Raw genomic sequence first — 21,919 nt, 5'->3', positions numbered from 1 at the left:
TTAGAAGCTGAACACCTGGTCGGCGTCGTCGACGGCTTCGAGGAAGGTCGCTGCGCCGGCGAACTTCGTCGTCACGTCGTCGTCGATGGCCTCCTGGTCCCACGCGAGCATGTCCAGCGTGGTCGTGCAGGCGACCGTCGTGACGGCGTCGCCGCCGTCGGCGACGAACGCGTCCAGGAGGTCGTAGGGGTTCGGCATCCCCTCCTCGAGCAGCGGCTGGATCTCCGAGACGTCCTTTTCGCCCTCCAGGAGGTGCGTGAGACCGTCGAACGTGAAGTAGACGAGCACCTCCATGTCCGACGCCAGCGCGGTGTGCCCGAGGTTCATCGCCATCGCGAGGCTCTTCGGGCTGTCGCTGTCGACGATGATTCCGATCTTCTCCATCGTTCACTCCGTCTTGCGCACGTAGTGCTTGTACACGTCGTCGCCCTCGACCTGGTCCAGCATCTCGACGCCGTCGGTGCCGGACGCCCAGCCGTCGAGGTCGCTCATACTGCCGGGGTCCGTGGCGACCACTTCCAGCACGTCGCCCTCGTCGAGGTCGTCGACGGCGGACTTCGTCTTCACGACCGGCATCGGACACGAGGCACCTTTCACGTCGAGCGTCTCCGTGATGTCGAAATTCACACTCATTGTAGGTCCGCTCCTTGTTCGTATTGGAGCTACTGCACAATATCAATGCGGAGATTAAAAGAATGTCGGTTCTTGTATCTACGGTACACTTCTACTCCCGCGAATTTTCTGACCCAATATGCGGTCGCGCTCGGAAACGCGCGGAAAACAGTACTAACTGATCGCAGTGAACGGCAGATGTGCGGACATATTGGAATCAGAACTGTCTCTCGGCTTCGTCTGCCGTTTGGTCGGCGTGTCGCTTCCGTTTCTCCCGACCATCTATATTGCATAAAGTACGAATTACTATGCAAACTCTTTTGTGCGCCTACCCGGTACGAACGGATGCACAATATGGATCCCGAAGACTTCCCGACGCCCGACGCGGACGTCGAGAGTGTCGACCCGGAAACGCTCAAGGACCGCATCGACGCCGGCGAGGACGTCACGATCCTCGACGCGCGGATGCAGTCCGACTACGAGGAGTGGCGCATCGACGGCGAGAACGTCACCTCGATCAACGTCCCGTACTTCCAGTTCCTCGACGAGGAGATCGACGACGACGTCCTCGCTTCGATCCCCGACGACCGCGAGGTCACCGTCCTGTGCGCGAAGGGCGGCGCCAGCGAGTACGTCGCGGGCACGCTCGCAGAACGGGGATACGACGTCGATCACCTCGAAGACGGAATGAACGGCTGGGCGCGCATCTACGAGCGCGTCGAGGTCGCCAGATACGACGGCGCCGGCACCCTCTATCAGTACCAGCGCCCCTCCTCGGGCTGTCTCGGCTACCTGCTCGTCGCCGGCGGCGAGGCGGCCGTCGTCGACCCGCTGCGGGCGTTCACCGACCGCTACCTCGACGACGCCGACGAGCTCGGCGCCGACCTCGTCTACGCCTTCGATACGCACATCCACGCGGACCACATCTCGGGCGTGCGCGACCTCGACGACGAGGGCGTCGAGGGCGTCCTCCCCGCGAACGCGGTCGACCGCGGCGTCACCTACGCCGACGAGCTGACGACGGCCGCCGACGGCGACACCTTCGAGGTCGACGAAGCGACCGTCGAAGCTATCTACACGCCGGGCCACACTACCGGTATGACCTCCTACCTGCTCGGTGGGAGCCTGCTCGCGACCGGCGACGGGCTCTTCGTCGAGAGCGTCGCCCGCCCCGACCTCGAAGAGGGCGACGAGGGCGCGCCCGACGCCGCGCGGATGCTCTACGAGTCGCTCCAAGAGCGCGTGCTCTCGCTCCCCGACGACACGCTCGTCGGCGGTGCCCACTTCAGCGACGCCGCCGAGCCCGCCGCCGACGGGACCTACACGGCCCCGATCGGCGACCTGAAAGCGGACATGGACGCGCTCTCGATGGACGAGGACGCGTTCGTCGACCTGATCCTCGCGGACATGCCGCCGCGGCCGGCCAACTACGAGGAGATCATCGCGACCAACCTCGGACAGCACGCCGTCGACGACGAGGAGGCGTTCACCCTCGAACTCGGCCCGAACAACTGCGCGGCGAGCCAGGAATCGCTCGCGGGTGACTGATCGGGCCGATGGTCGCTGATCCGGTACCGCTCCAGCTGTTCGCCGAGCTGTTCCCCGACGGGATCAGCCGCTACGCCGTCGGCGGACTGCTCGTGGGCCTCGGCGCGGTCGTGATCTACGTCGGGACCGGCATCGCCGCCGGCGCGAGCACGTTCCTGGAATCGACGCTGTCGTACGTCTCCGAGCAGTCCCGGTTCCAGCGATACGTCGGCTCGCGGGACTGGCGCGTCGTGTTCACGTTCGGGATCATCCTGGGCGCGTTCGCCTTCGCCGCGACCGTCCAGTCGGGCGTGATCACGACGTCGCTCTACGAGCCCGGCTCGACGGGCCAACTGTACGAGGCCCTCGGCGTGACGCTGTGGACGACGGACGTCCAGCCGTGGCGGCTGTTCCTCGGCGGCGTCCTGGTCGGGATCGGCACCCGGATCGGCAAGGGGTGTACCTCCGGCCACGGCGTCTGCGGCGTCGGCTCGGCCTCGAAGACGTCGCTCGTCGGGGTGGCGACGTTCCTCTTCGTCGCCATCGTGACCGCGCAGGTCGTCGCCGCTTTGGGGGTGAGTCCATAAGATGGCTGATCGGCATCCCCTCTTTATGCCGCTGATCCTCGTCGGCGGGCTGATCTTCGGCTTCGGCCTCGGCTTCAGCCAGATGGCCCGGCCGGAGGTCGTGCTGAATTTCCTCCAGTTTGAGGACTTCGGCCTGATCTTCGTGATGTTCGGCGCCGCGATCGTCACCGGGATCGGCTTCGCCGTGATGCCCCGGATCCGCGACGCCGCGCCGCTGACGGGCGACCCATACGAGCGGCGGCTCAAGCCCTTCGACCGGAACGTCCTCGTCGGGGGCGCGATCTTCGGCGTCGGCTGGGGGCTCTCGGGCATCTGCCCCGGCGCGGCCTACGCCAGCCTGGGCGTCGGCAACGTCACCATCCTGTGGGCGCTCGCCGGGATGTTCGTCGGCGCGTACCTCCAGGGCTACGTCCGGAGCTGAGCCCGCCTCTTCCGCGTCGGGATCGTCCCCGACCCCGACCGCGTGAGCGCCCTCGCCACGCCCGCGCCCGCGACGATCCCGATCCACTGCCGACCACTCTTCCCTCCCCGCCGACGTTGGTTTCGCCTGTCAGCCTGGGATAATTACCAGACTGCGACAGGATGTGTGCTAGAAGTCTGCCTCTCGTCTGACGCGGTTTTAAGTCACGAACGGCCGATCACACACTCGGGCGCGCACCGACGGCCTCACGGGGCTTCGCCTCGTGATGGGAGCGCTCGCACGTCCCGCTCGTTCGATCGCCTCGCGGTCGCGAGTCCCAGTGTGGGCGCTCCCGTCGCTCCCATCCTCCCACCGCGCGCCCGGCACGCGGCGTTGCACCCCGGTTCGACGGCGTCGTCGTCCCCCCGGCGACGCACTCGACCGCCTTTCGGCGCTCGTTCCCTCACTCGCCCAGCAGCGCCGCTCGCGTCCGTTCGAGCCCGTCGTCGTCGACCACGAGCGCGAGCTGGTCGCCGGCCTCGACGACGGTCCCGGGGAGGGGAATCGTCATCTCCTCGCGCTCGCGACCGTGCGCGTAGATCCGCCCGAAGTCGCCGAGGTCGATCTCGTTGACCTTCTGTCCGACCACCGGCGCGTCCGCGGGGATCGTCACCGTCGTGAGCCGGAGCTGCTCTGTGAGCTCGCCGAGCGCGCTGAAGCTCCCGCCGAGGAGCGCCGTCTTCGCGCCCGCGGCGCCCAGCCGCTCGGGGTAGACGACCTCGTCGACGTCCTCCTCGTAGCGCTCGTAGATCTCCTCCCGGTAGTCCTCGCTGATCCGCATCACCACGCGACAGCCGAAGCCCTTGCCGATCATACAGGCCGCGAAGTTGCTGTTCGGATCGCCGGTGAAGCCGCCGAGCGCGACGGCGTTCTCGACGCCGGCCCGCTTCAGCACCGACTCGTTGGTCCCGTCGCCCTCGACGACCTCGAAGCCGGCCTCGCGGGCCCGTTCGGCCTTGTCGGGGTCGTTCTCGACGACGACGACCGCCCGGCCCTCCTCGTGGAGGATCCGCGCGGTCCGCGCGCCCACCCGTCCGTACCCGACGATGATGAACGTCATATGCCAACGTAACGCACTCCGCACACAAAAGCGTGGACCCGCACGGAGCCGGGAAGTCCGGGACGGGAGCGGAGGGCACGCGGCGTCGACTCATAGTGATTGCTCTCGTCTCTTACCGCCGAACGCCACCCCGGTAACGGCGTTCGGCGGTAAACAGTGAGCGTAATTACTATCACTCGGCGTCCGCGGCGCTCGCCGCCAGGAGGCGCTCGCGAATCGACTCGACGAGATCGGAGAGCCGCTCGGTGCCGAACAGCGCCACGAGGAGCGCGCCGACGCTGTCGAAGACGAGATCCTGGATCGTGTCCTTCAGCCCGTACTGGATCAGGACGGCCTCCGCGCCCGCCGCGTCCGCCGCGAGCCGCCCGACGAACTCGACGACCTCCCAGAACACGCCGAGCGCGAGCGTGAAGAGGAGCAGGAACACCGAGAGGAACCGCGGGGGAAAGGAGACGGCCTCCGAGTGGAGGTCGATGGCGCGGGTGGCGGCGTAGCCCACGGCGGCGACGAGCGCGGCCGAGAACGTGTGTGTCAAGTGATCGTACCACACGACACTCTCGTAGAGGCCGATCATCCCGAGCGTGTGGAGGAGCACCGAAAGCGTCACCACGAGCGTGAGCCCCGGCGAGAGGCGGAGATTCCAGTCCCGCCGGAGGAGCGCGGGCAGGTAGGTCACGCCGAGGGCGAAGACGGCGTTGACGACGACCCCGAGGTTCAGCGTCGCGACGCCGACGCCGAGGACGACCGCGATGGTCATCCGCATCGCGCTCGCTGCGAGCCGCGCGGCCGTCGTCCGGGAGGGAAGCCGCATAGCCGGCCGTTCGCGGCCCGCGGTGAAAAACGGGAGCCCCGCGAATCTGGCGCATTCCTCGCCACACGTGCTAGCGCGACACGCGAAACTGTCTTACGCCGGATTCGCCTACCACGCGGTGATGATGGCTACCACGCACGCGCTCGCGGGCGTCGTGCTCGCCGTGACCGTCGGCGCGCTGTTCCCCGAGAGCGCGGCCGGAACGTCGCTCCTGCCGGTCGCCGCCGCGGCGCTGGGCGGCCTGTTCCCGGACTTCGACCTCTACGCCGGCCACCGCCGGACGCTCCACTTCCCGGTGTACTTCGGCGTCGCCGCCGCCCTCGCGACCCCCGTCGCGGTCGCGGTCGGGACGCCCCTCGCCGTCGGCGCGGCCCTGTTCCTCGCCGCCGCGGCGCTGCACTCGGCGATGGACGCCCTCGGCGGCGGGCTCGAACTGAAGCCGTGGCTCGGGACCTCCGAGCGGGCCGTCTACAGCCACTACCACGGCCGGTGGATCCGCCCCCGCCGGTGGATCCGCTACGACGGCGCCCCCGAGGACCTCGCGCTCGCGGTCGGCTTCGCGGTCCCCGCGGCGTTCGTCCTCGACGGCCTCGCCGAGTCGGTCGTTTTCGCCGCCGTCGCGGTCTCGGCCGTCTACGTGTTGCTGCGGAAGCCGATGGTGCTCGCCGCCGAAGTCGTCGTCGACGCGCTCCCCGATCAGCTCGTGGCCCGCCTTCCGGCCCGGTTCGTCGAGGACTTCCGGTAATCGTTTTCGCTTCTGCCGTCGCTGGGTGCGGCCCTCGCCCTCTACCGCGCTCTTTTCCGACGTCGCGATCAGGCCATCGACAAGGTCGACACGACGAGTCCGACGAGGAACACCGCCAGCGCGACGACGGTGCTCCACCGCGACCACGCCGACTCCCCGGACCCGCCCTCGCGGGTGAACACGAACACCACGCCCGCGAGTGCCAGTAGCAGTACCGCCGCAGCGTACACGGTGTACAGTATCCCTGCCATATGCTATGAATTATCACGATATTACAAAAAGGTGGACCCGATCGGGGCCGCGGGAACCGGGGACTGCGGCGGGCCAAAGGGTAATGTCGATCCCCCTGTTACGGGGTGGTATGCGAATCGAACTCAGGGTCTGCAAGCACTGCCACGAGGGCGAACACGGAAACGAGCAGAAGACCGCCGTGACGCGGGATATGGTCCGGTGCGCAAAGCAGGTCAGGGAGTACAAGGACCTCGTGAGCCTCGACGGCGTGTACATCACGATGGTCGAAGAGGGCGACCCCGGCGGCGCGGAGGCGCTTCCGGCCATCGTCGCCCGCATCGAGAACGACCAGGTCGCCCTGTCGGACACCCAGCTCGTGATGGAAGACCAGGACGGCAATATGCTCGTCTACCCGGAGCCCGAGGACATCCTGAACGTCCTCACGCGCAACATCGACCAGATACAGGAACAGACGCGACAGGACGTCACCGTCGAACTCTCCGAGCAGGGCGCGAAGCTCCTCTGAGCGGAGAGGCGTAACATACTAAATGGGAGAACGGCGACGGCCCCGGTCAGTCTTCTGCGGGCTCGCCGCCGTCGGTGGCGGTGCGACCGTCCTCGCTGACTTCCTTTTCGAGTTCGCGCTCCCAGCGGACGCGCAGCACGTTCCCGTACATCGACAGCACGAGGCCGAAGAGCAGGACGAAGATGCCGATGTTGATCCCGACGGTCAAGAGGAGGTTCGTCGGCCCGCCGCCGACGGCGAGCTCGCGGGGGACGGGATACCCCTCGTCGAACAGGCTCCCCAACAGCACCGAGACGATGCCGATGACGACGAACGAGCCCACCACCGTCGAGGCCCACCGCCAGGAAGGCGACAGCGACAGATTCCCGATGCCGGTGCCCTCCGGCTCCCCGTCGCCGTGGTGCTCCGGGACCATGCTCCGCGGGATGAACGCCTTCGTCTCGATGGGGTAGAACGCGGGGTGGAAGCCGTGTTCGTAGATGTGGAACATCACGCCCATCAGCATAATGACGCCGAGCAGTCCATGGAAGACGACGAACGCCATCGCGGCCGCCTTCGTCGCGAAGAGCTCCATAATCCCGGTCTTGCTCCAGATGAGCAGCCCCGAGATGGTCAGAAGCGTCAGCTCGATGGCGAAGATGAACACGACGCCCTTGCCGACGTACGACAGCAGGGGCACCTCGTCGGCCGTGTGACCGGCGAACTGTCGGGCGTTGGGATGGCGTTCGTCGACCCGTCCGAGCATAAACCTGATGTCCTGGACGAACGCCTCTATGTCTCCCCGTTCGGGGAGGATCTCGCGGAAGTTGCTCCGGCCGGTCGGAGAGACCACCTGGAGGACGATCCAGAACACGACGAGAGCGACGAGGCCGGCCCCGGCGACCCGGTGAACGGCCGCCACGCCCGCGGTGCCGCCCATCAGGCTCACCAGCCACCACAGCTCGTCGTTGAACATGATGCCGTAGCCGGTGAAAAACAGGAAGAACACGTCGAGCGCCAGAAGCGAGTGGAAGACCGTGGTGACGCGCGTGAACTTCCCGTGATCGAGATTGGTCATTCGGACGCACCCCCCTCACCGCCGGTGGTGCCGCCGTCGGCGGCGACGGCCTCCCCGCCCGTCTCGCCGGGCTGGCGCATTCGGTTGGCCAGCCGCCGGAACGCCGCCCAGTGGAGGAACACCATCAGGAGGATGAAAAGCCCCATCAGGACGTCGGCGGCGTGGACCAGGGCGACGAGGAAGTCCAGCGCGGGGATGGTGTTCCCGACCACCCAATCGGCCCCGACCCCGCGGTTGGGACCGGTCGCCGTCGGACCCACCCGGAACAGCGTCTCGTAGAACGGGCCGAACCCCGAGGCCCACCAGATGGACAGCGCCGCCACCGCGACCCCGACGAGCGCGCTGAGGTAGACCTGCCAGGCATCGTACCCCCGGACCTCGGGGAGGTCCTCCGCGTGGCTCATGCGAACTCACCCGCGTTCTCGCCGAAGATCACGTTCATAGCGGTTTCGTTGAAGAAGACGCCGCTGTCGCGCTTTTCCATCTCGTCGGCGATCTCGCCGGGCGAGCCGACGAGGATGGCGTCGGTGGCGCACTCCTCGGCGCAGGCCGGGCCCTTGCCGACGTCCTGGCGCTCTTCGCACATCGTACACTTGTCCATCGTCCCGCCCGTGCCGAACAGCTTGGCGGCCCCCTCGTCCTCCTCGGGGAACTGCGGCGCGCCGAACGGACAGGCCGACAGGCAGTACTGACAGCCGATACAGAGGTCGTCGCGGACGTCGACGAAGTCGCCGTCGGTCTTGATGAGCGAGTCGGTCGGACAGACCGACACGCAGGGCGCGTCCGAGCAGTGGTAACACTGCATCGGAATGGCCGTCTCGCCGGGGTTTTCGCCGGCCTCCAGCGCCCGGCCGCTGGCGGCGTTCATCCCGTCGGCGCCCTCTTGCCCCTCCAGCATCGTCGAGATGCTGATCCGCTGTTCGTCCCGCGGCACGTCCCACGTCCGCTTGCAGGCGACGACGCACCCACCGCAGTCGATGCAGGCCTCCACGTCGGGGAAGATGCGGGTCCCCTCGCCGACACTCATCACGCCGTCACTCATTACTTCCTTAGATGATTTTGACATTCGGTGTCACTCCTATTGGACCGTCTTGCTGTCGCGGACGTCGAAGTCCTTCTGGAGGCCCACGCCCTCGCGGTCCTGCGGGAACTCGATGTCGACGTCCATGTTGAGCTGTTCGAGCAGTTCCGGCGTCGCCGGCCGGACGGCGACCATCGACACCTTCGTCTCCTGCATCTGGGTCTCGACGTCGTAGCCGCGCGCCGTGATGGCGTTGGCCGAGTCGCCGATCGCGTAGGGGACCATCCCCTCGGGGTATTTGTCCTCGAGGCTCTGGCCCTTGAAGACGCCGCCCCAGTGGTACGGCAGGAACACCTCGCTGTCGTTGGGGCGGTCTGTCACGCGCGCCTTCACCAGCACGGAGCCCCTGTCGGTCGAGGAGACGACCACGAGGTCGCCGCCGTCGACGCCGAGCTCGTCGGCCTTCGCGGGCGTCATCTCGGCGTACATATGCGGCTGCAGGTCGGCGGTGTGGATGTTGTTCCGCGTCTCCGCGCCGCCGCCCTGGTGTTCGACCTGCCGGCCGGTCGTCATGATCGTATCGAGGTCCGGCCCGTCGCCGTCGCCGTGGATGATGTCCGTCGCCCGCTGCTGTTCGACGGCGTTGTTCTGGTCGAGCCGGTAGAAGTTGAGCTGTTGGCCGTTCGCGGGCCACTCTTCGACCAGGTCCGGCCGCGGGCTCTCGATGGGCTCGCGGTGGACCGGCACCTTGTCGAGGAAGTTCCAGACGACCGCCCGCGCCCGCCCGCGTCCGGTCGGCGCGTCGACCTGCCGGTAGTCGTACTGCTCGTAGAACGCCTCGTCGATGTCCTTGTCCATCAGCGGGTTCTGATTCAGGGCCTGCGCGGCCGTGTAGACCGACTGATCCGGGTTCAGCGCGTGTTCCTGCGGGATCGTGAGCTCGTCCGATTGGGTGTCCCGTGTCGGATCGAGCACGCTCTCGGGGAAGGTGGTCTTCCAGCCCGGATACTCGGGCACGCCGTGGACCATCCCATCCTCGGCGCTCTCGCGTTCGCCCGCCCAGTCGGGGTCGTATGGATCGCGCAGGAGGCTCAGCGCGTCCGCCTGGCTGTCGTAGGTGTCGCCGACGGCGTCGAGCGTCTCCTGGAAGGGGTACGGTTCGTCCGTCGGCATCGCGTCCCAGTCCTCGGGGGTCGGCGCCTGCACGCCCCAGCGCGCGCGGAAGTCCTGGCCGCCCTCGCGGGGGTCCCAGTCGTCGTTCCAGATGATGGGCGTCCCCGGGTGGCCCTCGCCCCAGCAGGGCCAGGGGAGCATCCAGTACTCGCCCTCGACGGGCGTCCCCGGCGCGGCCTGCAGGTCCTCGTCGGAGAACGCGTAGTCGTACTCCAGGTGCTGCTGGAGGCGCTCGGGCGTCTGGCGGTAGCCGATGGTCATCGTCCCGAGGTTGAACTCCCGGATGACCGACTCGTAACTGGACTTGCCGTTGTGGATCTCCGGACCCTCGCCCCAGTCGAAGTGCTCGCCGAAGCCCAGGCGGTCGGCCAGTTCCTGCATGATCTGCAGGTCGGGCTTGGAGTTGTGCTTCGGCGGGCCGACCGGCTCGGACCACTGGGTCGAGCGGTGGGAGTTGGTCAGCGAGCGGTAGTGCTCGTACTGGCTGGAGGCCGGCAACAGCAACACCGGCGGGCCGTCCTCGTAGTCGGGGAGGACGCTCGCCACGGAGGGGAACAGGTCGATGACCACGAGCAGGTCGAGGTTCTCCATCCCCTCTTTCATCTGTTCCATCTCGCTGATGGAGTTCGCCGAGTGGCCCCAGAACACCGCGATCTTCAGCTGCTCGGGCTGGTAGATCGGCGTCTCCTGATACCGGTCGCCCTGATCGAGCGCCGCCTCGAACCACCGGGCGACCGTCAGCCCGTTCTGGAACATCATCGAGTTCTCGGCGGGGTTCGTCGGCCCGTGACCCGGAGCGTCCCGGCTCGCCGGGAGGTCGACGTCCTCCGAGCCCTCGTACTGCGGGCTCTGTCTGATGTACTTGTCCGGCGGCATCAGCTCGAACCGCTCGTACATATCCGCGAACGAGGTGGAGCCGCTCGTCTGCGGCGTGTTGTCCCACACGTCGGCCCACCACGACCAGCCGCCGGGCGTCAGCCCGTAGTACCCCGGCAGGATGTGGCTCGCCACCGCGAGGTCCGTCGCGCCCTGGACGTTGGCGTGGCCGCGCATCACCTGCAGGCCGCCGCCGACGCGCGCCGAGCTTCCGGACGCGAGGCTCGTGAGCGCGTACGAGCGGATGTTCTGGGTGCCGTTGTTGTGCTGGGTGCCGCCCATCGCCCACTCGATCTGGACGTGCGGGCGGTTCTCGGCGATGAGGTCCGCGATGCGCTCGATGTCCTCGACCGAGACCCAGGTGATGTCGGAGACGGTCTCCTTGTCGTAGCGGTCGAGTTCCGCGGCCGCGTCCTCCCAGCCCTGGACGCGGTCTGTCAGCATGTTCTGGCCGCTGTCGTCGGCGTCGGGGTCGACCGCCAGCCCGTGGCGGTCCCGGAGGTCCTTGATGACCCCCATCATCAGCGCCACGTCGGTCCCGGGACGGAACCGGACGAACTCGTCGGCGTGGGCCGCGGTCTTGGTGAACCGCGGGTCCAGACAGAGGATGGTCCCGCCGCGCTTCTGGCCCTCCAGGATGTGCTGCATCGCGATGGGGTGGGCCTCGGCGGGGTTCTGCCCGACGATGATGTTGAGCTCGAAGTTCCGATAGTCGTTGATCGTGTTCGTCATCGCGCCGTAGCCCCACGTGTTCGCGAGGCCGGCGACGGTCGTCGAGTGGCAGATCCGCGCCTGGTGGTCGATGTTGTTCGTGCCCATGAACGCCGCCAGCTTCCTGATGGCGTAGGACTCCTCGTTGGAGTGGTGGGCGCTGCCGAGCAACATCACGCTCTCGCGGCTGAGTTCCTGGTCGACGTCGACGGCGTCCGACGGGCTCGTCGGATCGTCGGGCCACAGCGCCCGGATGTCCGTGGCCAGCCGGTCGTAGGCGTCGTCCCACGAGAGCTTGCGCCACTCGCCGTCCTCCTGTATCATCGGGTGCTTGACCCGCTTTTCGGAGTGTTCGGTCTCGTAGATGCCGGCCCCCTTCGAACACAGCGACCCGCTGTTTATCGGGTGTTCTTCCCACGGCTCCATTCCGACGAACGCGTCGCCCTGCTTTTCGCCCAGGAAGCCGCACCCGACCGAACAGTAGTTACAGATCGTCTTCGAACGCTCACCCGTGGTGTCTTGCCCGTCGACCTCGCCCTCGCCCTGTGCGAGTGCCTGCCCGACGCCTCCACCAGCCAGCGTCAGCCCCCCCGCCAAGGCGCTCGCTTTCAGGAACGACCGCCGGTCGAGGTCGAGCGATACCGGTTCAGCACTCATACACAACCCCTCGGTATGCGAATTGGTAGCATAGCCGACTCCCATAGTGCTTCCGCGCAATCTATAATAAAAGTTAATGTCGTATTTAGGGCGCCCTAAACCAAAATCCAGTAATTTTCGCTGGAAGTGAAACGGCATTCAGTTTCGATTCGGCGATTCGGCGAAAGGCATTTGGGTAGGTCACTCATGCCACAGGCTATGAACGTCGGCGCCTTCGTGTGTTCCTGTGGTGGCTCCTGTGACATCGATCTCGAGTCCGTTCGGGACGGCGTCCGCGACGTCGACGTGGTCGCCAGCTCCGAACTGCTCTGTCAGGACGGGCGGGAGCCGATGGCCCAGGTCATCGAGGAGTACGACCTCGACCAGGTCATCGCGACGACGCCCGCCGACGGTTGCCAGGCGCGCATCCGCGAGGTCGCGGACGCACAGGGGCTCCACCCCGACGCCACCGCGTTCGTCGACCACCGCGAGGGCGCCGCCTGGGTCCACGACGAGCAGGCGGCCACAGAGAAGGTGGCGCGCCTGATCAACCGCACGTACGCCGGCCTCGAACAGGAGGCCATCTCGCGGACCGTCTCCCGCGACGCGGGCGACAGCGTGGCGGTCGTCGGCGACGCCGAGGGCGCGGCGGCGCTCGCCGACACGGCCGACGTGACGCTGATCGCCGACGGCCGGGACTTCGCTGACGTCGAGGAACTGTCGGACGTGACCGTCGAGCGCGGCCGCGTGACGGCGGTCGAGGGGCACTTCGGCGCCTTCGATGTGAGGCTGGAGGCGCGGGTCACAGACGACTGCATCGACTGTATGGAGTGCGTCCGGGAGGGGCCCGACGGGATGGTGACCGCCGACCCCGTCGACGTCGCGCCCGAGGCCGACGGCGGCGAGTGGGTCGAGGTCTGTCCGACCGACGCGATCGACCTCGACGGCGTCGAGCGGACGCTCACCTTCGATCAGGTGGTGATCCCGGGCGCCCGGCCCGCGGCCCCGGCCGGCGAGGTCGGGCTCTACACCAGCCAGATCGACGCCGGCACCGTCGCGGCCGTCGAGTCCCGCCTCGGCGGCATCGAACACCCGCAGTACCTCGATCTCGATATGGACGTGTGCGCGTCCGGCGCGTCCAGTCAGCGGGGGTGCAACGAGTGCGTCGACGCCTGTCCCCACGGCGCCGTCGACCGGGTCACCGTCGACGAGGTGGCCTTCGACGAGGTGGCCTGCCAGGACTGCGGCGCCTGCACGAGTTCGTGTCCGACGGGCGCGACGGGGCTCAGAGAGCCCTCCAACGAGCGCATCGCCCGCGAGGTGGAGGCTCTCCTGACCGCCGAGAACGACGAGGGCGGGTGGTTCTCGTGGGGGAGCGACGCCGCCATCGAGACCGAGGTGGTCGCGTTCGTCTGCTCGGAGCGGGCCGCAGAGCGCCTCCGGGCCTACGGCCGCCGCGCCCGTCACGCCGACGACGTCGACTACCCGCCGGTCCTGCCCGTCGAGGTCAACTGCACGGACACGGTCGGCGAGGCCCACGTGATGCACGCGCTCGCCGCGGGCGCCGACGGCGTGGCCGTCGTCGGGTGCGGCGGCGACTGCCTGCACTCGGGGCCCGACCCGAAGGTCGAGCTGGTCGAGCGGCTGAACCGCGCGACGACGGACCTCGGCCTCGGCGAGCGCGTCGGCTTCTTCGCGCCCGAGACCGAGGGGCCGGACTCGTTCGTCGCGGAGCTGTCGACGTTCGTCGACGGGCTCGGTGAGTCGCCGGTCCCGGCGGGCGAACACGTCGCCGAGGGCCGCGCCCGCGACGTCGCCGCCGGCGCCGGGAGCGGCGGTGCCGCGATGGCCGACGGCGGCCCGCGACCGCCCGGCGGCGACGGTCACGGCCCCGCGTTCAACAGCCACGAGTGGACCCTAGAGAGCGTGCGGGCCATCACCGACCACGTCGACCCCGAGCGCGACCTCGTCCGCGGGCTGAAGGACTTCGGCTGGATGGAGGTCTCGGACGCCTGCAACCTCACGCCGACGTGTACGAACCTCTGTCCGACCGACGCCGTCCAGCGCACCGACGAGGCGGACCTGCTGTTCAACCACGAGCGCTGCGTCAACTGCGGCCTCTGCGAGGAGGGCTGTCCCGAGACGGCCATCACGATGCGGGACGGCCTGGACCTCTCGCGGCTGCCCGAGAACCGCGGCGGCGAGGCCTGGGAGACGGTCTACGAGGGCGAGATCCTGGAGTGCGTCCGGTGCGGCAAGCCCTTCACGAGCGTCGAGTCCGCCGAGAAGATCCAAGACGAGGTCGGCGAGCAGGTGGCCGGCATCGCCCCCGACAGCGACCACAGCATCTTCGAGTACTGCAGCGACTGTCGCGCGGGGCTCCTCTTCCAGCGGGGTGAGAACTGATGGACGACGCCGCCGTCTACGACGCCCGCCTCGAACTGGTGGACTTCTGCATCGAGGTGTTCTGGGACACGCCGGGCGAGGAGTTCGTCGCCGAGCTGTTGGACGGGTCGGTGTCGATGCCCGACGACCCGATCACCGACCACATCGACGAGGGCTTCGAGCGGCTCGAAGCCTGGCGCGAGCGCAACCGCGACCGCTCGCCCGAGTCGGTCCACCAGGAACTGGAGCGGGAGTACACCCTCCTGTTCGTCGGGCCGCGTCCCCCCGTGCTCCCCCACGAGACGTACTACCGGGACGACACCGACTTCCTCGGGGAGGGGCTGGCCGAGGTGTCGGCCAGCTACGCGGCCGCCGGGTGGAGCCCCCCGGAGGAGTACCCCGAAGAGGACGACTTCATCGCCGTCGAGTTGGCCTTCCTGCGGCACCTGATCGAGCGCCAGCGGCGGGGCGACGCGGAGACGGTCGGCTTCGAGCGGGTGTTCATCGAAGAGCACCTCCAGCAGTGGGTCGATCCGTTCCTCGCGGAGATGCGCGAGGAGGCCGACGACGGGCTGTTCCTCGCGGCCGCGCTGCTCTTCCGTGGGCTCGTCACCTTCGAGGACGAACTGGTCGCCCAGCTCGCCTGAGGCGCTAGCCCGCGCGGTAGACGGCGGCGAAGGAGGTCGCGAGCGCGACGGCCGCCAGCGCGACGGCCACGGGCGTCGACTGCTCGACGGTCCGCTCCATGATGTGGTAGGCGGTCCAGCTCTGTTCGAACTCCGCGAGCAGGGCCACGAAGCCGACGGCGCCGACGACGATACACAGCACCACGAGACTCGCGAGGGCGACCGACCCGGCGTACCGGCCGGTCTCACGCATCGTCGATCACCGCCCGGCCGACGACCAAGATCACGAACAGCGGGCCGAGCACGACGAGCAGCCGGCTGACGAAGACGGCGGTGTAACTGAGCGTCGACTGCAGGTGAATCGCCCAGTGCCAGGTGCCCTTCACCTCGGCGATGATGGCGACGGTGCCGACGAGCAACAGCGACAGGCCCAGAAGCGACGTCAGGAGGTACACCGCGATGCGGACGTACCCCAGGGCGGTCGCGGCGTCGATTCCCATCCGGTCGTCGGACTCTACGGCCATCCGCCCACCTCCCGGCGATAGATGTCGAAGAGCACGAGGAAGAACACGACGGCACCGACGCCGAGGATGGTGACGGCCAGCCGCGGCGACAGCGGCAGATTCGGCCCGGCGTGGATGGGAACGAGTGTCACACACACGGGAATACGGGCAGAGTAAGTAAACGCTTGCGCCCACGCAACGCTTTTGTCGACGTGCCCCTAGGCGCGTGCAATGTCATCACGCCGCACAGTACTGGGCACACTGGCCGGCCTCTGCAGCAGCCTCGGGCTCTCGGGCTGTATGCGCGTTCTCGGAGAGCGCGCGCCGACGCCCGCGGACCTGCCGCCGAATCCGCACGCCGAGGGCCTGCCCGACCGCCAGCACGCCTGGGACGGCGCGCTCCGGAGCGACCGCCACGGCAATCCCCTGCCGCCCCGCCACCACCGCGTGCTCCTCTTGGACCTGGACACGACGCCCGACGACGACGACGCCCGGACCGTCGAGCGGGCGATGCGCACGCTGGAGGGCGCCTACGACTGGGGTCCCGGCGGCCTGTTCCACATGCTGGCGTGGGGGTCGCGGTACTTCGAGCGGCGCGGGCGGCTCGACTCCGGGCCCATCAGGGAACCGCGGGTCATCTCCCGGACCGACGACCCGGACCTCCTCGCGTTCGACGCCGCGGTGGTCTTGGCCAGCGACGTGCCCTCGCACCTGGCTGCGGCCGAGAGCGCGCTCCGCGGGGACCGCGAGACGCTGAACGGCGTGTCCGTCGACGCCCACCTCGCCGACGTGTTCACCGTCCGCGGTCGCCGAACGGGGTTCGTCGGCGAGGGGCTCCCCGCGGCACACACGGACGCCGAGGGGGTGCCCGCGGGCGCCGTCCCCGAGGACGCGCCGCTCTTTACGGGCTTCTTTTCGGGGCGGCAGGGCACCCAGGCCACCGAGGACCGGGTCACCATCGCGGACGGCCCCTACGAGGGCGGGACGACGATGCACCTCTCGCGGCTCGATGAGTCGCTGTCGGTCTGGTGGGACCTGAGCGAGTCCGAACGGGTCGAGCGGATGTTCGCCGGCGACGTCGACCCCGCGGACCTGGCGGACTTCGAGACCACGGTCCCCTTCACGGGCGGGGTAGCAGAGCGCGTCGCGGACCACGGCGTCGCGGGGCACCACGAGAAGGTCGCCCGCGCCCGCGAGGACGGTCGGCCGATCATCCTCCGGCGGGACTTCAACACCGTCGACGGCGGGCAGGCGGGCCTCCACTTCCTCTCGTTGCAGGCGTCGCTCGCGGACTTCGAGAAGACGCGACGAGCGATGAACGGGTGGTACCTCCGCGACGACCACGAGGACGTGACCGACCGCTCGAACAACGGCCTGTTGAACTTCATCACGGTCGCTTCTCGGGCGAACTTCTACGTCCCGCCCCGGCGGAATCGGGCCTTCCCCTGATCTTCGGTTACTCCTCGTCGGGCGCGGTCACGTCGCCGTCGACCTCGCCGGGACTTATGTCGACCGGCCAGACGCCGTGGTCCCAGACCTTGAACCCGTTGTACTCCTCGACGGCCCCCTCCGGCTCGTAGTCCGTCTCGTGGTGTGCCATACCACACCAGTCTGCGGGCCGGCGGCTTAACGTTTGTGTCGGGGACAGCCGGTCGCCGTTCGCCGGCGGTCGCACTCTCCGGCTGTGGTGATTATCGCAGGACAATACCGGGAGCGGGAGTAAGACCGAACGGAAGCGGGAGCGAGAACGCGAGAATGAGACCGAGACCGAAATCGGGGGCCAGCGGTCTCAGGTCGGCGGCGCGTTCGGCGGCCGCTCCTCGTCGTCGTCGAGGAAGACGCTGGCGAAGAGGTCGACGTGCAGTTTCAGGACCGCCGCCTCGTCGATGCCCGCCTCCGCGGCCTGGGATTCGAGGAACGCGGCGAGGTCGTCGGTCGGCTCGTAGCGCACCTCCCGGCCGTCGACGGTGAATTCGACCTCGTGGACGCCCGCGACGAGGTGTTCGATCTCCAGGAGGGCCTGCTCGACCTTGGTCTCCAAGGCCTCCTCGGTGTCCATCAGCCGCTGTTCGCCCCACTCTTCGGCCGCCGCGTGAAAGCGGTCGTCGACGGTGAACGAGAGGGTCAATACGAGACCCCCTCGCCCTCGAAGGCCGTCTCCCAGAGCGTCTCCTCGCCGCACTCCGGACACTCCTGTTTGAGTTCCGACCGCTCGAACCGCCCGAGGTTGGCCATCGTCCCGCAGACGGAACACTCGAAGTACGGCATCACTGGGGGGGCCAGGTCTCGGGTGCGGGATCGGCTTCCGTGACCTCGCTGTAGAGGCCGACGAGCAGGCCGAGGAACGCGATCAACACGAGGAGCCCGACGACGCCGCCGACGGCCGTCCGACCGACGTACGCCGACGTGTCGAAGGCCATCCAGTTGAACTGTCCCGCTATGTCCAGTATCGTCAGCACCGTCCACAGCGTCGCGACCAGTATCGCGACGGTGACGATGCGCGCCTCCCTGAGTGCCGTTCGCAAGCTCATTGTGTACGCCTCTCACGGATATTACACACCGGCCGTCAAAAAACTATGTCACGCACCCTCGTGGTCCCAGCCGGCCTTCTCGGCGGCCTCCGACAGCGGGAGGAACTCCCAGTTGGCCCGCTCGGCGATGCCCTCCTCGCCCTCGCGGCCGACAAGCACCAGCCGCTCGGCGTAGAACATCGAGTTCTCGTCGATGTCGGCGAGCCGCTCGGCCGGCTCCATCCCCGATCCGTTGAAGAAGTCCAGATCGAGGTGGTGGTCCCGCTGGAACTTGTTGAGGACGTGCGCGGGGACGCCGCCGACGATGCCGATCCAGTCCGCCCAGCGGTTCGCGTCGGCGAACGCCCCCGACGGATTCGCCAGCGCCGTCGCCGCCTCGTAGGTCAGCGCCAGCGTCATCTCGTCCACGCCGCGGCCGTGCGGGCCGGCGTTCTCCGCGTCGGATCCGCTCGCCGCGTCCGCGTCGGCCCCGTCGGCCGCGCTCGACTCGCCTCCGGCGGCGCCGCCCGCACCGCCGCCCTCCTTCGGAATGCCGACGGGCTTGTCCTTGTCCGAGCGGGGGACGTGCGGGACCCGCGTCTCGGCGGGGTCGGCCCGGGCCGCCTCGCCGTTGGCCGCGGCGTCGACGGTCTCGGATCCGTCGTCGGAGCCCGGGCTTCCGGGTGGTGCTGATACGTCTGCGGCCGCTGTTCCGTCGTCGCGGTCGCCCCCGGGTGCCGTGTTCTCGGGACTGAGCCAGTCGCCGTCGTCCGAATCGTCCTCGCGCTCGCCCCCGGTCGTCAGTTCGTCCAGATTTACGTGGTCGGTCATCGTTCGAGTGGCCTCCCCGCGCCCGGCGCGTACTCGGCCTGCGGTCCGCCGTCGGAAGCGGGGTGTGTCATCTGGTGCCACAAGCGTACGTCGAGTGATAAAGTTTCCGCGGGACGGCGCTCCGGTCGCTCGGCATACCTGAGGCCGTTCGGACGAACACGCGAGAGAAAGAGCTTAGACCGGGAAAGAACGCCGGGACTCTCGTCCTTACCAAGGACTTGCTTTACCGAGGAGGCTTTCGGCCCTGAAAGCGGCTACCTTTGCCGCAAACTTCCACTTTGCGTGTTTCTTATCTCTTTATCAACAACGCTACTTATAAAAGAATTGGGTATTCGGCCCCGTATGTCGTCTGTGGACACCGGAAAACGACAACCGTGTTCGGGTGAGCGTTGCCGCACCCGTCACATCAGAATTGTGTAGGGTTCGAGTAGTTCAGCTGAATGGCCCATTTCATCGAGCCGGGCAAACGTGACGAGAGAACTCAGCCCTGTCGTTGGACGATATACAAGTGGATGAATAACCCGAGGATGCCCAAGAACCCTAAGACGACACCACGAAGTTGTGGATTGGAGAACTCCCGTTTCTTCGAATCGGAATACACGTAGTAGCCGACAGTCGGCCAAAATACAAGCAAGTACAGGCCGACTCGAATCAACAGACCGTTGTAAGCGGTTAGGAGACTCATCTCGTTCTCACTTCATCGACACGGGGAACCATATCGAGAAGTCAGTCAGGAGCTGAAAAATATCTGCCGGCGTATATCCAACTATTTAGTCGTCATCAGCGGTGTACGCGCCGCCCCGACGCTTGATACGCGCGACGACGAGCCGCTGGTCGTCCTGCCGGAAGCTCACTGAGAGCCGGAACTCCCCGACGCGTATCTTCTTGTACGGGCTGTTCTGGAGTGGCTCACCGTAGTCCGGCGGGTCGCGCCACGGCGAGGAGACGATTTCATCGAGCTTGTCGAGTATCCGGTCTTGGTCGGTGGGGGACAGTCCGTCGAGGTCGTCTTCGGCCGTCGAGGAGAGTTCCCACGTCCACCCGTCGTCACTCATCCGTGCCGAACCGCTCGCGGGCCTCCTCTGCGCTCGTCGTTCGCCCCTCGCGGATGTCCTCCTCGGCTTCGAGCAGGGCGACGAGTTCGTCGCGGTCGAACGTCGGGAACTCGACGGCGTCTCGAAGCGTGTACCGAATGAACTCGCTTCGGCTGTTGAACCCGCGTCCCTGCCACGTATCGTCTATCTGTTCGAGGAACGACTCGGTGAGTTTGAAGTTGACCGTGGCGATGTCGTCTCCGCCGTCGTCGTTTGTGGCCGCTTCGGACATATAGACGTAATACGATGGTCTTACCAATAGTCGTTTCGGCGGAATCTCACTGGCCGCGTAACCGACGTGGATAGCCGCATCGAGGAGCAGTTCTATCACATTCCTGACTACGGTTCATCGTCCGTCCCGTGAGTGTGGATTAGCGAAATCCGGGGTGTCACCTGAGGGGACGCGCCCCCGGTCGATTTCGGGTCTAATCCGCCGCTGTCTGTGAATTAGTTTGTGTGTCCTGACAGTTTGACGAATCGCATTACGGCGAGGGATGCCCTGTTTAGCGAGAGAAGCGAATCTTGAACGGGTTTCGTTCAAGCGAGCGTAGTCAGAAAAGTGTGCGTACAAGGAGTGTACGGCATAAAGAGCCTGAGGCGGGATTTGAACCCGCGCTCTCGTCCTTACCAAGACGTTGACACCTTCCGTGGCCTGAAACTGGAGTTTTGTCCGGATTCAGGCAACACGTTGTCTATCGGTGTGTTGAGTGTCGACGCTGTCCTGGGATTCTGCCGTATTTTCGGGTGCTGGCAGGTTTCTCCGTCACTGTAGTATTATCTTGCATCCCCTTGAAACACCGGGCAAGCAGGCTTCGGGCCTGAGACATAATCCGAGGTCTGTGCGGCGAGTTAACTCTTCAATCTACCAGCTCTACAGAAAGAGTTCTCTGATCATTTTGCTCCGCTTTCCGTCCCGCATCAAGCAGCTTCTGCAATGCTTTCCGGCAGTCACCGGACTGCTCCGCCACCTGTTCAGCGATCGCCTCAATGACCTCATCCGGGACCGCACCTGGCCTGAACGCTTGCTCCACCCGCTTCTCAAGAATCTCTGCGAGCCGGGACGCGGTATACGGATTGAACTGGAGTGTCTGACAGTTCAAACGTGACCGACTACGTGGATCTAGCTCGACCTGACGCGGCGGCTGATTGGAAACCATTACCAGGCCGAGACTGTTATCGCTTTCCTCGTTGACCAGCTGGAGATCGTAGATAACTTCGGTCGGATCCTCCAGTTGATCGAACTCATCTAACGCGACAGCAACACCTCGGTTCTTATCCAGCCACTCCCCAATCTTCGACAACAACTCGTCGACCGGTCTCCCTTTCCGTGGAGCCGGATATCCGAGCTGGATCAGTAACTCGGTCAGGAGACTTGGCCGAGTGTTGTACTGCCAGCAGTTGATATACACAGCCTTCGACGTCGTCTCTTCCTCCAACCGATCGAAGACGTACCGGACAACAGTTGTCTTCCCAACGCCGGCAGGACCATACACTAACAGGTTTTCAGGAGTCTTCCGACGTGTCACAGGCCGCACCGCCTCCACAACACGCTGAACCTCAGACTGTCTTCCAACCGGCTTCCCCGGCCGATAACTCGTATCCAGATAAGTCTCGTTGCGGAGAACACCGCGGCCACTATTCTTGGATCCAAACATAGAGAATGAACCAGAAGCCTGAGTTTCAAAAACCCGTGTCGGGGGTAGACTTCACTTGATACCACGAACCTTCCAATTCAGACGCTCGTAGTAGCTCTTCAACAAAGCAGAACTGCACGCATCAGTTACGCGATCTGACCGGTCATAGTGTTAGAAATAGTGAGACCGATTTCATTCAAAGTGCCAATAGCCGTGCTTGTTAGATTCAGTCGATCACATCGAGACCGTTCTGACTCCTCCAGTAGAGCTTGAATCTGCATCTTCGATGCATTGCTGATCCTC

The 21,919-nt window shown here is 66.5% G+C and carries 28 protein-coding genes; 8 read left to right on the top strand and 20 right to left on the bottom strand.

What is annotated here, in order from left to right; translation table 11 throughout:
* The gene (locus tag ACQUQ0_RS13940) at positions 1-384 is read right to left on the bottom strand and encodes a DsrE family protein (protein WP_435185920.1); all 384 of its coding nucleotides are present in this window, start codon (positions 382-384) and stop codon (positions 1-3) included.
* A gap of 3 nt (positions 385-387) precedes the next feature.
* Positions 388-633 (bottom strand): sulfurtransferase TusA family protein, encoded by a 246-nt coding sequence (locus ACQUQ0_RS13935; protein ID WP_435185918.1) that lies wholly within the window; start codon positions 631-633, stop codon positions 388-390.
* Between the two features lie 333 nt (positions 634-966).
* Here ACQUQ0_RS13935 and ACQUQ0_RS13930 point away from each other — a divergent pair, with 333 nt between their 5' ends.
* From ACQUQ0_RS13930 to ACQUQ0_RS13920, 3 genes are read left to right on the top strand one after another with little or no spacing between them, the layout of a single operon-like run.
* The gene (locus tag ACQUQ0_RS13930; protein WP_435185916.1) at positions 967-2,160 is read left to right on the top strand and encodes an MBL fold metallo-hydrolase; all 1,194 of its coding nucleotides are present in this window, start codon (positions 967-969) and stop codon (positions 2,158-2,160) included.
* An 8-nt stretch (positions 2,161-2,168) separates the two neighbouring features.
* Positions 2,169-2,726, top strand: a complete 558-nt coding sequence (locus ACQUQ0_RS13925) for a YeeE/YedE family protein (protein ID WP_435185914.1) — start codon at positions 2,169-2,171, stop codon at positions 2,724-2,726.
* A 1-nt stretch (position 2,727) separates the two neighbouring features.
* A complete protein-coding gene (locus ACQUQ0_RS13920) occupies positions 2,728-3,147 on the top strand; it encodes a YeeE/YedE family protein (RefSeq protein ID WP_435185912.1) in 420 nt (139 codons plus the stop codon).
* Positions 3,148-3,589: 442 nt separating this feature from the next.
* Here ACQUQ0_RS13920 and ACQUQ0_RS13915 read toward each other — a convergent pair whose 3' ends face one another.
* Positions 3,590-4,246, bottom strand: a complete 657-nt coding sequence (locus ACQUQ0_RS13915; protein ID WP_435185911.1) for a potassium channel family protein — start codon at positions 4,244-4,246, stop codon at positions 3,590-3,592.
* Between the two features lie 172 nt (positions 4,247-4,418).
* Positions 4,419-5,057, bottom strand: a complete 639-nt coding sequence (locus ACQUQ0_RS13910; protein WP_435185909.1) for a hypothetical protein — start codon at positions 5,055-5,057, stop codon at positions 4,419-4,421.
* A 121-nt stretch (positions 5,058-5,178) separates the two neighbouring features.
* On the opposite strand from ACQUQ0_RS13910, the gene ACQUQ0_RS13905 reads away from it, so the two are divergent.
* Positions 5,179-5,802, top strand: a complete 624-nt coding sequence (locus ACQUQ0_RS13905) for a metal-dependent hydrolase (RefSeq protein WP_372387210.1) — start codon at positions 5,179-5,181, stop codon at positions 5,800-5,802.
* A 68-nt stretch (positions 5,803-5,870) separates the two neighbouring features.
* Here the strand turns inward: ACQUQ0_RS13905 and ACQUQ0_RS13900 are convergent, their stop codons facing one another.
* Positions 5,871-6,053, bottom strand: a complete 183-nt coding sequence (locus ACQUQ0_RS13900; RefSeq protein WP_372387212.1) for a hypothetical protein — start codon at positions 6,051-6,053, stop codon at positions 5,871-5,873.
* A gap of 110 nt (positions 6,054-6,163) precedes the next feature.
* Between ACQUQ0_RS13900 and ACQUQ0_RS13895 the strand changes: the two genes are divergently transcribed.
* Positions 6,164-6,559 carry a hypothetical protein gene (locus tag ACQUQ0_RS13895; RefSeq protein WP_372387213.1) on the top strand — a complete coding sequence of 132 codons (396 nt, stop codon included), beginning with the start codon at positions 6,164-6,166 and terminating at the stop codon, positions 6,557-6,559.
* 46 nt (positions 6,560-6,605) lie between these two features.
* On the opposite strand, the gene ACQUQ0_RS13890 is transcribed toward ACQUQ0_RS13895, so the two are convergent.
* The 4 genes from ACQUQ0_RS13890 to ACQUQ0_RS13875 are packed head-to-tail and all read right to left on the bottom strand — an operon-like array spanning position 6,606 to position 12,054.
* The gene (locus tag ACQUQ0_RS13890; RefSeq protein ID WP_435185907.1) at positions 6,606-7,616 is read right to left on the bottom strand and encodes a cytochrome b/b6 domain-containing protein; all 1,011 of its coding nucleotides are present in this window, start codon (positions 7,614-7,616) and stop codon (positions 6,606-6,608) included.
* On the bottom strand, positions 7,613-8,020 hold the full coding sequence (locus ACQUQ0_RS13885) for a hypothetical protein (RefSeq protein ID WP_435185906.1): 408 nt from the start codon (positions 8,018-8,020) through the stop codon (positions 7,613-7,615). Before ACQUQ0_RS13885 ends, ACQUQ0_RS13890 begins: the two co-directional genes overlap by 4 nt.
* The gene (locus tag ACQUQ0_RS13880) at positions 8,017-8,658 is read right to left on the bottom strand and encodes a 4Fe-4S dicluster domain-containing protein (RefSeq protein WP_435185904.1); all 642 of its coding nucleotides are present in this window, start codon (positions 8,656-8,658) and stop codon (positions 8,017-8,019) included. Before ACQUQ0_RS13880 ends, ACQUQ0_RS13885 begins: the two co-directional genes overlap by 4 nt.
* Before the next feature lie 36 nt (positions 8,659-8,694).
* Positions 8,695-12,054 carry a formate dehydrogenase subunit alpha gene (locus ACQUQ0_RS13875; protein WP_435185902.1) on the bottom strand — a complete coding sequence of 1,120 codons (3,360 nt, stop codon included), beginning with the start codon at positions 12,052-12,054 and terminating at the stop codon, positions 8,695-8,697.
* 198 nt (positions 12,055-12,252) lie between these two features.
* Between ACQUQ0_RS13875 and ACQUQ0_RS13870 the strand changes: the two genes are divergently transcribed.
* Both ACQUQ0_RS13870 and ACQUQ0_RS13865 read left to right on the top strand, forming a co-directional pair.
* Entirely contained in the window at positions 12,253-14,439 is a 2,187-nt protein-coding gene (locus ACQUQ0_RS13870) for a hydrogenase iron-sulfur subunit (protein WP_435185901.1), read from the top strand.
* Positions 14,439-15,065 (top strand): TorD/DmsD family molecular chaperone, encoded by a 627-nt coding sequence (locus ACQUQ0_RS13865; protein WP_372387222.1) that lies wholly within the window; start codon positions 14,439-14,441, stop codon positions 15,063-15,065. The genes ACQUQ0_RS13870 and ACQUQ0_RS13865 overlap by 1 nt, the downstream gene beginning before the upstream one ends.
* 4 nt (positions 15,066-15,069) lie before the next feature.
* On the opposite strand, the gene ACQUQ0_RS13860 is transcribed toward ACQUQ0_RS13865, so the two are convergent.
* From ACQUQ0_RS13860 to ACQUQ0_RS13850, 3 genes are read right to left on the bottom strand one after another with little or no spacing between them, the layout of a single operon-like run.
* Positions 15,070-15,297 (bottom strand): hypothetical protein, encoded by a 228-nt coding sequence (locus ACQUQ0_RS13860; RefSeq protein ID WP_372387224.1) that lies wholly within the window; start codon positions 15,295-15,297, stop codon positions 15,070-15,072.
* On the bottom strand, positions 15,290-15,568 hold the full coding sequence (locus ACQUQ0_RS13855) for a hypothetical protein (protein ID WP_435185899.1): 279 nt from the start codon (positions 15,566-15,568) through the stop codon (positions 15,290-15,292). Before ACQUQ0_RS13855 ends, ACQUQ0_RS13860 begins: the two co-directional genes overlap by 8 nt.
* Positions 15,559-15,699 (bottom strand): hypothetical protein, encoded by a 141-nt coding sequence (locus ACQUQ0_RS13850; protein WP_372387228.1) that lies wholly within the window; start codon positions 15,697-15,699, stop codon positions 15,559-15,561. Before ACQUQ0_RS13850 ends, ACQUQ0_RS13855 begins: the two co-directional genes overlap by 10 nt.
* Positions 15,700-15,778: 79 nt before the next feature.
* Between ACQUQ0_RS13850 and ACQUQ0_RS13845 the strand changes: the two genes are divergently transcribed.
* The gene (locus tag ACQUQ0_RS13845; protein ID WP_435185897.1) at positions 15,779-16,996 is read left to right on the top strand and encodes a DUF7405 family protein; all 1,218 of its coding nucleotides are present in this window, start codon (positions 15,779-15,781) and stop codon (positions 16,994-16,996) included.
* Positions 16,997-17,003: 7 nt separating this feature from the next.
* On the opposite strand, the gene ACQUQ0_RS13840 is transcribed toward ACQUQ0_RS13845, so the two are convergent.
* The 8 genes from ACQUQ0_RS13840 to ACQUQ0_RS13805 all read right to left on the bottom strand — a co-directional run bounded on the left by ACQUQ0_RS13840 (position 17,004) and on the right by ACQUQ0_RS13805 (position 21,637).
* Positions 17,004-17,147 carry a hypothetical protein gene (locus ACQUQ0_RS13840; RefSeq protein WP_435185895.1) on the bottom strand — a complete coding sequence of 48 codons (144 nt, stop codon included), beginning with the start codon at positions 17,145-17,147 and terminating at the stop codon, positions 17,004-17,006.
* A gap of 189 nt (positions 17,148-17,336) precedes the next feature.
* Positions 17,337-17,675, bottom strand: a complete 339-nt coding sequence (locus ACQUQ0_RS13835) for a hypothetical protein (RefSeq protein ID WP_372387234.1) — start codon at positions 17,673-17,675, stop codon at positions 17,337-17,339.
* Positions 17,672-17,815: a hypothetical protein gene (locus tag ACQUQ0_RS13830; RefSeq protein ID WP_372387236.1), complete on the bottom strand. Its 144-nt coding sequence runs from the start codon at positions 17,813-17,815 to the stop codon at positions 17,672-17,674. The genes ACQUQ0_RS13835 and ACQUQ0_RS13830 overlap by 4 nt, the downstream gene beginning before the upstream one ends.
* The gene (locus tag ACQUQ0_RS13825; protein ID WP_435185893.1) at positions 17,815-18,078 is read right to left on the bottom strand and encodes a hypothetical protein; all 264 of its coding nucleotides are present in this window, start codon (positions 18,076-18,078) and stop codon (positions 17,815-17,817) included. Before ACQUQ0_RS13825 ends, ACQUQ0_RS13830 begins: the two co-directional genes overlap by 1 nt.
* 48 nt (positions 18,079-18,126) lie before the next feature.
* A complete protein-coding gene (locus ACQUQ0_RS13820; protein ID WP_435185890.1) occupies positions 18,127-18,888 on the bottom strand; it encodes a DUF7124 domain-containing protein in 762 nt (253 codons plus the stop codon).
* A 770-nt stretch (positions 18,889-19,658) separates the two neighbouring features.
* Entirely contained in the window at positions 19,659-19,943 is a 285-nt protein-coding gene (locus ACQUQ0_RS13815) for a type II toxin-antitoxin system RelE family toxin (RefSeq protein WP_435185888.1), read from the bottom strand.
* Complete coding sequence (locus tag ACQUQ0_RS13810; RefSeq protein ID WP_053969312.1) at positions 19,936-20,214, bottom strand: ribbon-helix-helix domain-containing protein; 279 nt, start codon at positions 20,212-20,214, stop codon at positions 19,936-19,938. The genes ACQUQ0_RS13815 and ACQUQ0_RS13810 overlap by 8 nt, the downstream gene beginning before the upstream one ends.
* A 625-nt stretch (positions 20,215-20,839) precedes the next feature.
* Entirely contained in the window at positions 20,840-21,637 is a 798-nt protein-coding gene (locus ACQUQ0_RS13805; protein ID WP_435185887.1) for a Cdc6/Cdc18 family protein, read from the bottom strand.
* Between the last annotated feature and the right edge of the window lie 282 nt (positions 21,638-21,919).

It is taken from the genome of Halobellus sp. EA9 (assembly GCF_051195055.1).
Taxonomy (GTDB): Archaea; Halobacteriota; Halobacteria; order Halobacteriales; family Haloferacaceae; genus Haloquadratum; species Haloquadratum rubicundus.
The sequence above is the reverse complement of the archived record's forward strand: the minus strand, read 5'-3'. Positions and strand labels throughout refer to the sequence as shown.